The organism is Chitinophaga sp. HK235 (assembly GCF_018255755.1).
In the GTDB taxonomy this organism is placed as follows: domain Bacteria; phylum Bacteroidota; class Bacteroidia; order Chitinophagales; family Chitinophagaceae; genus Chitinophaga.
In genome coordinates this window covers 4,416,588-4,430,000 of the sequence record NZ_CP073766.1, presented here as the reverse complement: position 1 = coordinate 4,430,000, position 13,413 = coordinate 4,416,588, and the positions used below count along the sequence as shown (strand labels likewise).

Sequence of the window (13,413 nt, the reverse complement as noted above, 5' to 3'; positions counted from 1 at the left end):
TGTAGGACTACTTTTAGAAAGTCAGATCAAGTTGAATCATCTGGAAAGATGAGCCGTAGCAGGTGATAGCCCTGTAGACAGAAATTCTGATGGACGTGTAGTATCCTGAGTAGCGCGGGACCGGAGGAATCCTGTGTGAAACTGCCAGCACCATCTGGTAAGGCTAAATACTCCTTAGATACCGATAGTGAACCAGTACCGTAAGGGAAAGGTGAAAAGTACTCCGAACAGGAGAGTGAAATAGTTCCTGAAACCGTGCGCCTACAAGCGGTCGGAGCTCGAAAGAGTGACGGCGTGCCTTTTGCATAATGAGCCTACGAGTTACTCCTCACTGGCGAGGTTAAGGTCTTCAGTACCGGAGCCGCAGCGAAAGCGAGTTCTAACAGAGCGCTTAGTCAGTGGGGGTAGACGCGAAACTTTGTGATCTATCCATGGGCAGGATGAAGGTTGGGTAAAACCAACTGGAGGTCCGAACTCATTAGCGTTGAAAAGCTATGGGATGACCTGTGGATAGGGGTGAAAGGCCAATCAAACTGAGAGATAGCTCGTTCTCCCCGAAATGTTTTTAGGAACAGCCTTGGATATAGACGTGTTATAGAGGTAGAGCTACTAATTGGGCTAGGGGGCTTCACCGCCTACCAAACCCTAATAAACTCCGAATGCTATAACATAATCTCCAGGAGTGAGGCTGTGGGCGCTAAGGTCCATGGCCGAGAGGGAAATAACCCAGACTAACAGCTAAGGTCCCTAATCGTATGTTAAGTTGAACAAACGCGGTTCAAATCCTAAAACAGCCAGGATGTTGGCTTGGAAGCAGCCATTCATTTAAAGAGTGCGTAACAGCTCACTGGTCGAGGGTTTGGGCACGGAAAATAATCGGGCATCAAACATACAACCGAAGCTTTAGGCCTAGCAGCAATGCTAGACGGTAGGGGAGCATTCTAAACTGCATCGAAGGTGTGTTGTGAGACATGCTGGAGCGTTTAGAAAAGAAAATGTAGGCATAAGTAACGATAAATAAGATGAAAAATCTTATCGCCGTAAGACTAAGGGTTCCTGATCAACGCTAATCGGATCAGGGTTAGTCGGGTCCTTAGGCAAAGCCGAGAGGCGTAGCTGATGGCAAACTGGTGAATATTCCAGTACCTGCTATAAATTCGATGGAGTAACGGAGTAGTGAAAGGACTGCGCACTTACGGAATAGTGCGTTAAAGGGTGTAGGTATACTGACTGTAGGAAAATCCGCAGATGGTGCTGAACCTGATAGTACAGCAAAGCTTCGGCAGCGCTGATAATGTCCCTAATCAGACTTCCAAGAAAAACTTCTAAGGTTCGTTTATAGCAGCCCGTACCGTAAACCGACACAGGTAGTCGAGATGAGTATTCTAAGGCGCTCGAGTGATCCGTGGTAAAGGAACTAGGCAAATTGACGCTGTAACTTCGGGATAAGGCGTACCACAGTAATGTGGTCTCAGTAAAATGGTACAACCAACTGTTTAACAAAAACACAGGGCCCTGCAAAATCGAAAGATGACGTATAGAGCCTGATACCTGCCCGGTGCTGGAAGGTTAAGGAAGGATGTTCGGAGTAATCCAAAGCTTCTGACTGAAGCCCCAGTAAACGGCGGCCGTAACTATAACGGTCCTAAGGTAGCGAAATTCCTTGTCGGGTAAGTTCCGACCTGCACGAATGGTCTAATGAGTTGTACACTGTCTCTACCACGAGCTCGGTGAAATTGTAGTATCGGTGAAGATGCCGGTTAATCGCAACGGGACGGAAAGACCCCGTGAACCTTCACTACAACTTAACATTGATTTTGAATGCCAGATGTGTAGGATAGTTGGGAGACTATGAAGCAGCTTCGCCAGGAGTTGTGGAGTCATCGTTGAAATACCAACCTTCTGTTATTTAGAGTCTAATCCGGCAACGGAGACATTGTTTGGTGGGTAGTTTGACTGGGGTGGTCGCCTCCTAAAAGGTAACGGAGGCTCGCAAAGGTACCCTCAGTACGGTTGGTAATCGTACGCAGAGCGCATTAGTATAAGGGTGCTTGACTGTGAGGCAAACAAGCCGAGCAGGTGCGAAAGCAGGCTAAAGTGATCCGGTGGTTCTGTATGGAAGGGCCATCGCTCAAAGGATAAAAGGTACTCCGGGGATAACAGGCTGATCTCACCCAAGAGCTCATATCGACGGTGAGGTTTGGCACCTCGATGTCGGTTCGTCACATCCTGGGGCTGGAGAAGGTCCCAAGGGTTCGGCTGTTCGCCGATTAAAGTGGCACGTGAACTGGGTTCAGAACGTCGCAAGACAGTTCGGTCCCTATCTGTTGTGATCGTTAGTAAATTGAGGAGACATGACCTTAGTACGAGAGGACCGGGTCGTACGTACCGCTGGTGTATCTGTTGTGCCGCCAGGTGCAGTGCAGAGTAGCTATGTACGGACAGGATAAACGCTGAAAGCATCTAAGCGTGAAACCTGCTTCAAGATGAGTTTACTTTTAAGGGCCGTCGGAGACTACGACGTTGATAGGTTACAGGTGTAAAGGTGGTAACATCAAAGCCGAGTAATACTAATTGCCCGTAAGCTTTAATTTTATTTATTACTGCAAAGTTCGTATACGACTTTCCCAATATGTTATCTTATTATCAGCTGGAGATAAGGCAAGCGAAAGCCCCTGCATCTCAGATGAGTGATCATCACAGCTAAAGATCTTATGGTGGTTATGCCGAGGGTGTTCACCTCTTCCCATTCCGAACAGAGAAGTTAAGCCCCTCATGGCCGATGGTACTGCACTATCATGCGGGAGAGTAGGTAACTGCCATATTTATTGAAAAAAGCCTTGGTGTTTTACACTGAGGCTTTTTTTATTTATGCCCTTTTCATCTTTCTCTTTTCACCAATCAGATCACCAATAAAAACAATCCGGGAGAAACATTATATATCTGCTCTCATAAAGTAATCCGGGAAAATTCTCTCAAAGGTTTTCTATTCTATCCGTCACAAAAGGTGTTAAGCTTCTTCCTGACAAGGGGAAAATCATTCTTCTTCTACCTGCTATAAACGGCAAACGGTAAACATCTCCCCCAATAATAACCGTCTTCCTTTCTTCAACATCAGCATCAGGCAGGATCTATCAGGCTTTTCTGCTAAATATTCTTCTCAAAAAAATTCCCCTTCATCTTAGTATTTGTCCAGACGAAGGGGAAATCTATGTGGGAATCAAAAGAGATTATCGTTTCTTCCTGAAATTATCATACCAGTGGGCAATATTGACGGAGGCACCCATCATGAATCCTACCTGCTGAAAATACTGATTCGTTTGATACTGACTGAAGTTCTCATCGTTCAGCGGAATGGAGAACAATAACTGGGTTTGAAACTTCACATACTTATACCCTACACGGAAAGTAAAGGCCGGCTCGTAAAAAACAATTGGTTTATCTGCAACGCGGAGAAAGTCGTCTTTTGCGGTAGTATTATTTTCAAATGCACGGGAACCTATCTGCGAATTGTAGAAATTAAGCATGGAAAAACGGCTGCTGAACGCCGCTTCAATAACGGGATGTACAAAACCAATGCTGGGCTGGATGAAGACTTTGGAAAACCTGTTTTTCAACAGATAATCGTTGGGATTAGCTGATGCCTCGGTATTATGCGCTGCGAGCGTTTTAAAGCCACCTGCGCCGCCACCTGCATAAACATCAAACACCATCCTTTTCTTCTTGTCCAGGGGCTTAAAAAAGCCAACAGCGCCTTCTACAACACCTCCCCGGAGGTCCTGATCAAGAAACAGATCATTTGTACTCTGATCATTGTCCCAAGGGGCCAGCTTATATACATACTGACCATTGGCCATGATGGCGATATTATCAGTGATAGCAAAGGCTGTATGCAGGTTATTGGGAGAAATACTGGCTTTAAACTCATTTTTCTCTTTCAGCAGCGGTACATTGACCGCATTGGGAGCATAAATATGCCGGTTGCAGGAAGTTATGCCCAGTACACTCAGCAGGAGCAGTCCTGCATAGTAATGACGTTTCATAAAGTTGTAGGTTGAAATCAGTATGACCGATTTAGGATTATGGTTTTTTAATCATAGTAGACTCCCGCTGGATAAGTTCTACAGGGAAGACAAAATTTTTGGTGACTTTACCACCTTCTTCATGATTGATCAGTTTGACGATCGTTTCAACGGCCTTTTGCCCCATATTATACCCTGATTGCTCAATGGTACTTAATGAAGGGGAGATAATGCGGGAAGACAGATCATTGGAGTAGCCGACCACCTTTATTTGCTCAGGGATGGCAATGTTCCGTTTGTTGGCTTCCTGTATAAAGGCTACAGCAGAACTGTCGTTGGCAGTAAACAGACCATCGGGCAGATTGCCTTTGTCGAACAGTTCACGGGCTGCCTGTGCCGCGGCATCCATGGTAAGGTTATGAATGTATACGAGTTGTTCATCGTAAGGAATATTGTATTTGGCGAGTGCTTCCTTGTATCCTGAAAGTCTTTGCTGATAAAGGTTACAGGTGAGCAGGCCGGAAAAATGGGCAATCCGTTTACAGCCTTGTTTGATGAGGTGTTCGGTGGCGAGAAATCCGCCTTTGAAATCATCTCCGGTGATGGTATAACCGGGGAAGTCCACTGGCACACGATCATAGAATACGAGTGGAATATTGTTTTTTATGAAGGGACTGAAATGGTCGAAGTTGGTAGTGAACATGGAGGCTACAGCCAGGAGGCCATCCACCCTCAGGGAGTAGAAAGTGTGGGCCAGTTCTTTTTCCATGGCTACTGTTTCATCGGACTGGCCGATTACGATACTGAAGCCGTATTTGTGTGCTTCATGCTGAATACCGCTGATAGCTGTACTTTGAAAATACATGGAGGTACGAGGCACGATCAGCCCAATGATATTGGAACGTTTTTTACGCAGGCTGGAGGCTATCCAGTTGGGTACATAACCCATGTCCATTGCTGTTGCCTGAATTTTTTCCCGTGTTTCTTCATTGATCAGCGGATTGTTCTGCAAAGCGCGTGATACAGTGGAGGCAGACAGGTTCAGTTTTTGAGCAATGTCGTATATCGTTATTTTATTGGTTCGCTCTTTCACTTTTGAGGCTGGATTTATTTAAATATGGAGCTATATTAAGCAATTTCCGCAATAATAAAAATACGTGGGGTGAAGGCGGAATAATGAAATGGAGGTGAATACAGCTGTTATTAGCTATAGCAATAAAAAGGGTGCGACTATCCGGTCGCACCCTTTTTATTTTCGTATATACTTCTGCGTTATTTCGGGTCCAGTGTACTGGAGATGCGGGCAACCAGATCGAGGATATGGTTGCGGGTCATGGCATCACCACTGGCGGCGGCACCGCGCAGCTCATTTCTGAGTGAGGAGAGGTGAGCACGGCAGATGGCGGTAGCATCATATTTGCTGGCATCCGGTGCGCTGAAACCTGGCATCTGGCTGGGAGCAGGAGGCGCCATCATGGCGGTGAGGTTGTCTACATAAGTACGCTGCAGCCCACGGCGATATACATCTATCGGCTGGTGAGTGTAGATTTCACTGAAGATGGCTTTTTTCATGTCGTTGAGCATTTCCAGCGGCTGGTAGGCGGTGTTACCCAGCGCTGCTTCCCCTGCGCTCAGTTTATTGAGCGTATTGACAGACAGGATTTTGCCGAGCACAGGTGTCTGTACAGACATTACCAGGCCTATTCCGGTGCTACCGGTACGGTTCATCAGGTCCTGGTTTACCAGCCATTTAGGCGTAGTAAACAGTTGCTGGGAGAGGAACTGAACAGCTTCTTTCTGGATGGCTTTTGGTACGAATTCGTATACAGCACCTTCTTCTTCAACAGTTTTAGGTGTTTCGTAAATACCACCGATGTTTTTGGTTACGTGTCCCATATAGCGGCCAAACTGGCTGACAACTTCCTTATAAAGTTCAGCGAGGGTACCGTACCCTTCGTTTTCCACTTTTGTCCATGTCAGGAGGTTAGGCATAATACGCTGCAGGTTTTTGATACCGTAGGCGCTGGCTTTCATGGCATTGTCTCCGAGATCTTCGTTCTGGGAACGGGGATCATTTGGATTGGATTCTGTACCGAACCAGTATTTTTTGTCTTTCAGTTTTTCGATGGTCATTTTATTGAGTACAGCTACCTCTGCTTCTGCTGACTTAGCATTGGGGAGGAGTTTGTAGCCCCATTGGATGGCCCATTTGTCGTAGTAGTTGATACGAGGGTAGAGATCGGCACCGCTGATGCCGTCGCCAGGCTGTGCCACGTAGTTAAAGCGGGCGTAGTCCATGATAGAGGCGGCGTGGCCGTTCTTTTTCACCCATTCCTTGTCGCGGAGTTTTTCTACCGGATAGGTGGAGCTGGAGCCGAAGTTATGGCGAAGTCCGAGGGTATGGCCTACTTCATGGGAAGACACGAAACGGATGAGTTCACCCATGAGTTCATCGCTGAACTGCATATTGCGGGCGCGTGGATCGTTGGGAGAAGCCTGAACAAAGTACCAGTTGCGCAGCAGACGCATTACGTTGTGGTACCAGTTGATATGGCTTTCGAGGATTTCACCGGAGCGGGGATCGTGTACGTGAGGGCCGCTGGCGTTGGGAACATCAGACGGTTTGTAAACGATCGCTGAGAAGCGGGCATCTTCGATAGACCAGGTAGAATCTTCTTCTTTGGTAGGGGCCATTTTGGCGATGATGGCATTTTTGAATCCGGCTTCTTCGAAGGCGGACTGCCAGTCGTTGACACCCATGATAAGATATTTGCGCCATTTAGCCGGGGTGGCTGGATCGATATAGAACACGATAGGTTTCTTAGGTTCTACGAGTTCACCGCGTTTGTATTTTTCCATGTCTTCCGGTTTGGGTTCCAGGCGCCAGCGGGTGATCATCTGGAGTTGTTTTACACCTTGCGGATCGGCGTCGAAATCGGTGACACGGGTAGTGAAGAAACCTACCCGGGGATCGAAGTAGCGTGGCTGCATGGGGACGGCGGGGAGCAGTACCATGGAGCTGTTGAGCTCAACGGTAGCATTGCCTCCCGGAGCCGGTGGGAAGCCTGGCATAGACTGGCCGGCTTTGCTATATGTTTTAACGGTTTTGATTTCGGTGTTCATCGGATAGGATTTTACATCGGAGATGTAGGATTTATCCGGTTGAACGCCACCGAGTTTCATCATATTTTTGATAGTGCCATCGAAGAAGAGCACGTCATTGTCGCCGGAGATATATTCGGTGAGGTCGATAACGCTGCCGTGTCCTGATTTGGAGAGGGCTTTGATATCGAAGGCGGCTACGATGGGCTGGAGGTTAGAGTTCATCACAGCGGTGAACATGGGCTGTGTGGAGTCTTTGGATACATCAGAGTAGGAGATGTTTTTGAGGAAGATGCGGTTGTTGGGTCCTTTTTCGAAACGGACAACGTTTTCGCCGATGATGTCACCGGAGAAGCCCATCATTTGTACGCGCAGGCCTGCGGCGGATTTGGACAGCCTGTTTACAACGAGGATGTCTCTGCCGAGGAGGGAGTCTGCTATTTCGAAGAAGTAGCGGTCATCTTGTTTGTAGATATTGAACAGGCCAGAATCAGCGGAGGCTTTATCAGTGATGATCTCCGCGAAAGGTTTAGGTCCGGTTTTAGGTCCGGGCTTGATCATGGAAGGTTTGGCAGTAGTGTCTTTAGCTGGAGCGGCAGCTGGAGTTGGCGCGGCAGATTTCTTTTTCCGCTGTGCATTAGCGGTAAAGGAAACGGATGAGCCGATGCAGGCTAAGCCGGCAACAGCGACCATCAGTTTCAGATTGATTGATTTGTACATTGAATGATTGGTTTTGTGTAACGTTCACTTTTTAAAAAATGGGATTGCAAGTAAGTACATAAAGTATTAACTTATGAGGAAAATCCATAAGCGCGGGAAAAGGGTATAAGAATGGAAAAAAGTAGGGGTAAAGGTGGGGGATGGACGTCAAAACAGTAGTTGCCGTACCAACTTTTTTATGTAATCATTTATTGTTATAGTATATAATATTTTTATATAGCATTTATAGCAGGCAGAAGAGGATTTGCCGCGACAGTAGTGGATTTGGAGTTGGGGGAAATAGAAGTATGTGCAGAATGGCAGGCTAAAACCAATTAGCGGGCGCTCAAAGTGTTGACTGGCGCGGGAATAAATATGTTCTCAGTTTTGTAAGATTTCTGTTGGAACATTTGAATTTTTTCTTAAATTGTGCGTCCAACTTTGAAAAAAAATCAACAGCTTTCAAATTTTTGGGACAGTAACAATTTAAGAGGACTGCAATTATTGGTTATTTGCTGACGTAAGTGTTTGCTCAAAACAAAAAAACGAGTGATGGGAAGGCCCTATGGTAGGGCATTTGAGGGGTTAGGTTAATTTTTTTGGGTTTTTTTGGGCTGCACTTGTTTTTTTGGGCCAACCTTATAACTTTGCGAATCGCTTATTAAAGAGTAAATTGAGTGCTGTGTGGCATTCCACCAGTGTGAAATAGTAAAATCGTAACTTCTAACAAACAATAGTTTAATTTTTAACACTAAAATTTCAATCAACATGGCTGAGACTAAAACAACTGTGACTGCAGCTACAGCTAAGGCTTCTTCTCATCAACCTACAAAGTCGTCCAACCTGTTCGCGGCGTTGGCTGTACCTATCTGTCTGGTGATAGGTTTTCTGTTTTTCTTCTTTGTATTAGGTAATCCAGCCAACTTCCAAGGTAATAATCCAGAGGCACATCCGATCGATTCTGGTATTGGCAAGTGGTTAGGTACTGTTTACAAAGGTGGATATGTGGTACCGGTATTGATTTCTGTATTACTGATTTGCTTGACTTTCGTAATTGAGCGTTTCCTGTACCTGGCAAAAGCTAAAGGTAAGTTCAGCGGTTCTGAGCTGGTACGTAAAGTACAATATCACCTGGCTAACAAAAATGTTGACGCAGCTCTGGCTGAGTGCGACAAACAGAAAGGTTCTGTTGGTAACGTACTGAAAGCTGGTCTGAAAAAGTACAAAGAAATGGTTACTAACTCTGAGCTGGACACAGATCAGAAGATTCTGACCATCAAAAATGAAATTGAAGAAACAACTGCACTGGAACTGCCTATGATGGAAAAGAACCTGGTGTTCCTGTCTACCATTGCTTCCGTAGCTACCCTGCTGGGTCTGTTCGGTACCGTATTGGGTATGATCAAGGCGTTCGCAGCGATGTCTTCCGGTGGTGCACCAGACTCTGCTCAGCTGGCGTTAGGTATCTCTGAGGCGTTGATCAACACCGCTCTGGGTATCGGTACTTCTGCTATTGCGATCATCATGTACAACTACTTTACTACCAATATCGATGGCATCACTTATGCTATTGACGAGTCTGGCTTTACTTTAACACAGAGCTTTGCTGCAAATCACAAATAATCACAACTATTTTGTGGAATTTCAGCGGTTTTGAATCTAATTAAAGTAAACCATAAAAAAAGTAAAGATGCCTAAAGTTAAAATGCCCAGGAAAAGCACGCTAGTTGACATGACAGCAATGTGTGATGTGGCTTTTCTGCTCTTAACTTTCTTTATGCTGGCAACTAAGTTCAAACCGGATGAACCGGTAACGGTAGTTACCCCGTCCTCTATCAACACAACCCTTTTGCCTGATTCTGACGTGCTGTTATTCACAGTAGATAAGGACGGAAGAGTGTTTTTCAGCATGGATGGCCAGCCTAAAAGAAAAAAGCTGATCGAAGATCTGAACACGCAGTATAAACTTGGCCTGGACGACAAAGAAATCAAAAACTTTGTAACTGGTGCGAGCGTCGGAACTCCCATTAAAGACCTGAAAACTTACCTGTCTGTTTCTGAAGAACAGCGTAAAAAACAGGGTCTTGACAAAGGAATCCCGACAGATTCTGCAAATAACGAATTAGGTGCCTGGATTGAGTATGGCATGGCAGCGCAAGGCGGTAACTTCAACAAACTGAAGTACTGTATCAAAGCGGACAACGGTACTCCTTATCCCAAGATCAAGGAAATTCTGGATACTTTCAAAGCGAAACATATCCAGAAACTCAACCTGGTAACCAACCTGAAATCAGCTCCTGAGGGAACTGCAGCCTGGAAAGAAGAACAGGCATCAGGTGGTAAAAAAGAGTAGTAAACGGTAGCAACCACTCCCTGACCTGGGAGGCTACTGATTTAAGAACTAAAAAAATTGGCTACTATGGCAGAAATGGATACCAGTAGTAGTGGTGGGAAAGGGAAGAAACACGGTGGGACGAAATCGAAGAAACAGTCGACCCGTGTAGATATGACGCCCATGGTGGATTTAGGTTTTCTCCTGATTACCTTCTTCATGCTTACCACTACCATGAGCAAGCCCAAAACAATGGACTTGATCATGCCAAAAGATACCAAGGAAGAAAAGGACCAGAACAAAGTAAAAGAAAGTACTGCCCTGACCATCTTACTTGGTAAAGACAATAGAGTATATTATTACGAAGGTTTGGCACAAGACCCTAACGCGGCAGCAAACCCTGACTTCTTTAAAGCAACCAGCTTTGCCAACAAAGGAGGAATCAGGGATGAAATCATCAAAAAAAGAGATGAAGTGTCCAAAACCAGGAATGCAAAAGGTGAACCAGAAGATGTGGTGGTAATCATTAAAGCAAATGATGACGCTACTTACGCAAACTTTGTGGACATCCTGGACGAAATGGCTATCAACCGTATACAGCGTTATGCAACTGTAGACATCAGCGATCAGGACAAAGTGTGGATTAAGCAGACAGAAGCTGCTAACGGTGTAAAATAGTCTTGTGGAATTAATCAATTTTTGCATCCATCTATAAAAATTAACATTAACAATGGATTCAGCTAAAGTCTTAAAGTCCGATTTTCTTGATATCCTGTTTGAAGGCAGGAACAAGGAGTATGGGGCTTATGATCTGAGGAAGCAGTATAATAAGCGTGTGCGGAATGCCATTCTGGGTACCGTTTCCCTGTTTCTTGTATTTTTCCTGGCCTATATCATCACTAATTATGTAAAAGCTTCTGAAGGTGATAACAATAAGAAGCCGGTGATACAGGAAATCAAGATGGAGGACGTGAAACTCCCGGATGATCCGAAAACACCTCCGCCGCCTCCTCCTCCGCCGGCACCGCCGCCGCCGGTTAAACCGTCTGTACAGTTCACTCCTCCGGTGATCAAAAAAGATAATGAAGTACCACCGGATGAAGAACCTCCAAAACAGGCAGAAATTAAAGACAAATCCATCAGCACCAAAACCGTAGAAGGTGACCCGAACGGTATCGATGCGGGTCTGCTGGAAGACAGTAAAGGTACTGGTGTGGTAGAAGCGCCTCCTGCTCCTGCTAAAGAAGAAATCTTCACTTTCGTAGAGCAGCCTCCTACCTTCCCTGGTGGCGAGGACGCACTGGCCAAATACCTGAGCAAAAATATCCGTTACCCTCGCGTTGCGCAGGAAAACGGTATCTCCGGTACTGTATTCGTACAGTTTGTGGTTGACTCTGAAGGTAACATCAAAGATGTGAAAACAGTAGGCGCCGCAAAAGGTGGTGGTCTGGAAGAAGAAGCTGTACGCGTGGTAAGATCCATGCCTAAATGGAAAGCTGGTAGACAAAACGGACGCCAGGTTTCTGTACAGTTCAACCTCCCGATCCGCTTCACTCTCCAAGAGTAGTACTATCACTAACGATAATCAAAGCCCCGTTTCAACCTACGTTGAAACGGGGCTTTTGATTTTTAGTACCTTTGCCTTTCTAAAAAAAATGATATACCGGTATGCTGGGAAAATTAACAGGATTTGATGATACTATCGTAGCTGTAGCCACCGCGCCAGGAATCGGCGCCATCGCCGTCATCAGGCTCAGCGGTCAACATGCTTTTCCCATCTGTAACAGCCTCTTCCCGGCCAAAAACCTGGACCTCCAGGCCAGCCATACCCTTCACTTCGGTAATATCGTACACAACGGTAAAATCATCGATGAAGTAGTCATCAGCCTCTACAAAGGCCCGCGGTCCTATACCGGAGAAGATGTCATCGAAATATCCTGTCACGGTTCTCCCTATATCCAGCAACAAATCATCGCCGCCACCGTCGATAAAGGCGCCCGCCTTGCCAAACCAGGCGAATTCACCCAGCGCGCCTTCCTCAATGGTAAACTGGACCTTACCCAGGCTGAATCTGTTGCCGATCTTATCGCCAGCAACTCTGCCGCCTCCCATCAAACCGCCATGCAACAAATGCGCGGCGGCTTCTCCAAAGAATTACATGCCCTCCGGGAACAACTCATCACTTTCTCGGCCCTCATAGAACTGGAACTGGACTTCAGCCAGGAAGACGTGGAATTTGCCGACAGAACACGCCTGTACGCCCTTGTCAGCAATGCTACCACCATCATCCAACACCTGATAGACTCTTTCCGCATGGGTAACGTCATCAAAAATGGCGTCAATACTGCCATCGTTGGTAAACCCAATGCCGGTAAATCCACCCTGCTCAATACCCTGCTCAACGAAAACAGAGCCATCGTCAGCGATATTGCCGGTACCACCCGCGATACCATCGAAGAAATACTCAATATCGACGGCATCCTCTTCCGACTCATCGATACCGCCGGTATCCGCGACAGCAGCGATACCATCGAAACCATCGGTGTACAGAAAACCATGGAAAAAATACGCGAAGCAGGCGTAGTGGTATACCTCTTCGATGTCAACGAACTCTCCGCCGCCGATATACAACAACAAATACACGACTTCGAAGCAGATAATGTCAACTTCCTCCTCGTCGGCAATAAAACCGATGTAGCTGGAGATGAAGCCGCCCGCGCTAAATTCGACGGTCTGCCTATTCTCTTTATCTCCGCCAGAAACCACGACCATATCCAGGATCTTAAAGACAAACTGGTACAGAAAGTCATGGCCGGCGATATCAATACCGAAGACACCATCATCACCAATGCCCGTCACCATGCTGCCCTCCAGGAAGTACTGCAGTCGCTCCAGGACGTGAAAAACGGTATGGACAACGGATTGCCCGGCGACCTGCTCGCACTGGATATACGCCGTAGCCTGCATTACCTCGGAGAGATCACCGGTGAGGTAACAAATGAGGATAGGCTGGATTATATTTTCAGTAAGTTTTGTATCGGGAAGTAAAGTGGCATAAATAACACAAAGCATTCATAGTGAAATATGATGAAAGCCCCGTCAATGGGGCTTTTTCTATGTCCGGTAGTTTTCGTTTGTTTTGGTTGTTTCGCGTTGTTTTGGGCATTTTTGTACCTTATTTGTACCTCGAAGCATAGAAATGTTTTCGTAAATTTAAAAGGCGAGATAATGCACCATACTGCACCACTCTGCACCACT

The 13,413-nt window shown here is 46.2% G+C and carries 8 protein-coding genes and 2 rRNA genes (1 of these 10 cut by a window edge); 7 read left to right on the top strand and 3 right to left on the bottom strand.

The genetic code is table 11. The features are described 5' to 3' along the window. Both KD145_RS16140 and rrf read left to right on the top strand, forming a co-directional pair. Window positions 1-2,594, top strand: a 23S ribosomal RNA gene (locus tag KD145_RS16140); it begins 284 nt to the left of the window's first position. A gap of 119 nt (window positions 2,595-2,713) precedes the next feature. Next, window positions 2,714-2,825: ribosomal RNA gene (gene rrf / locus KD145_RS16135) — 5S ribosomal RNA — on the top strand. 405 nt (window positions 2,826-3,230) lie between these two features. Here the strand turns inward: rrf and KD145_RS16130 are convergent. The 3 genes from KD145_RS16130 to KD145_RS16120 form a co-directional block, all read right to left on the bottom strand. Further along, entirely contained in the window at window positions 3,231-4,043 is an 813-nt protein-coding gene (locus KD145_RS16130) for a hypothetical protein (RefSeq protein ID WP_211999902.1), read from the bottom strand. A 37-nt stretch (window positions 4,044-4,080) separates the two neighbouring features. Continuing rightward, on the bottom strand, window positions 4,081-5,115 hold the full coding sequence (locus KD145_RS16125) for a LacI family DNA-binding transcriptional regulator (protein WP_211999901.1): 1,035 nt from the start codon (window positions 5,113-5,115) through the stop codon (window positions 4,081-4,083). 179 nt (window positions 5,116-5,294) lie between these two features. Continuing rightward, window positions 5,295-7,844: a zinc-dependent metalloprotease gene (locus KD145_RS16120; RefSeq protein ID WP_211999900.1), complete on the bottom strand. Its 2,550-nt coding sequence runs from the start codon at window positions 7,842-7,844 to the stop codon at window positions 5,295-5,297. A 747-nt stretch (window positions 7,845-8,591) separates the two neighbouring features. On the opposite strand from KD145_RS16120, the gene KD145_RS16115 reads away from it, so the two are divergent. From KD145_RS16115 to mnmE, 5 genes are all read left to right on the top strand, one after another. Further along, the gene (locus KD145_RS16115) at window positions 8,592-9,446 is read left to right on the top strand and encodes a MotA/TolQ/ExbB proton channel family protein (RefSeq protein WP_211999899.1); all 855 of its coding nucleotides are present in this window, start codon (window positions 8,592-8,594) and stop codon (window positions 9,444-9,446) included. A 67-nt stretch (window positions 9,447-9,513) separates the two neighbouring features. Then, entirely contained in the window at window positions 9,514-10,176 is a 663-nt protein-coding gene (locus KD145_RS16110; RefSeq protein ID WP_211999898.1) for a biopolymer transporter ExbD, read from the top strand. 66 nt (window positions 10,177-10,242) lie between these two features. Next, window positions 10,243-10,833, top strand: a complete 591-nt coding sequence (locus KD145_RS16105) for a biopolymer transporter ExbD (protein WP_211999897.1) — start codon at window positions 10,243-10,245, stop codon at window positions 10,831-10,833. Between the two features lie 52 nt (window positions 10,834-10,885). After that, window positions 10,886-11,722: an energy transducer TonB gene (locus KD145_RS16100; protein ID WP_211999896.1), complete on the top strand. Its 837-nt coding sequence runs from the start codon at window positions 10,886-10,888 to the stop codon at window positions 11,720-11,722. A gap of 101 nt (window positions 11,723-11,823) precedes the next feature. Further along, window positions 11,824-13,203, top strand: coding sequence for a tRNA uridine-5-carboxymethylaminomethyl(34) synthesis GTPase MnmE (gene mnmE, locus KD145_RS16095; RefSeq protein WP_211999895.1), 1,380 nt, complete (start codon window positions 11,824-11,826; stop codon window positions 13,201-13,203). Window positions 13,204-13,413 lie beyond the last annotated feature (210 nt).

Bases quoted from the DNA above. Each gene is read 5' to 3' on its own strand.
- KD145_RS16130 (WP_211999902.1), bottom strand. From the start codon at position 4,043: ATGAAACGTCATTACTATGCAGGACTGCTCCTGCTGAGTGTACTGGGC.
- KD145_RS16120 (WP_211999900.1), bottom strand. From the start codon at position 7,844: ATGTACAAATCAATCAATCTGAAACTGATGGTCGCTGTTGCCGGCTTA.
- KD145_RS16115 (WP_211999899.1), top strand. From the start codon at position 8,592: ATGGCTGAGACTAAAACAACTGTGACTGCAGCTACAGCTAAGGCTTCT.
- KD145_RS16110 (WP_211999898.1), top strand. From the start codon at position 9,514: ATGCCTAAAGTTAAAATGCCCAGGAAAAGCACGCTAGTTGACATGACA.
- KD145_RS16105 (WP_211999897.1), top strand. From the start codon at position 10,243: ATGGCAGAAATGGATACCAGTAGTAGTGGTGGGAAAGGGAAGAAACAC.
- KD145_RS16100 (WP_211999896.1), top strand. From the start codon at position 10,886: ATGGATTCAGCTAAAGTCTTAAAGTCCGATTTTCTTGATATCCTGTTT.
- mnmE (WP_211999895.1), top strand. From the start codon at position 11,824: ATGCTGGGAAAATTAACAGGATTTGATGATACTATCGTAGCTGTAGCC.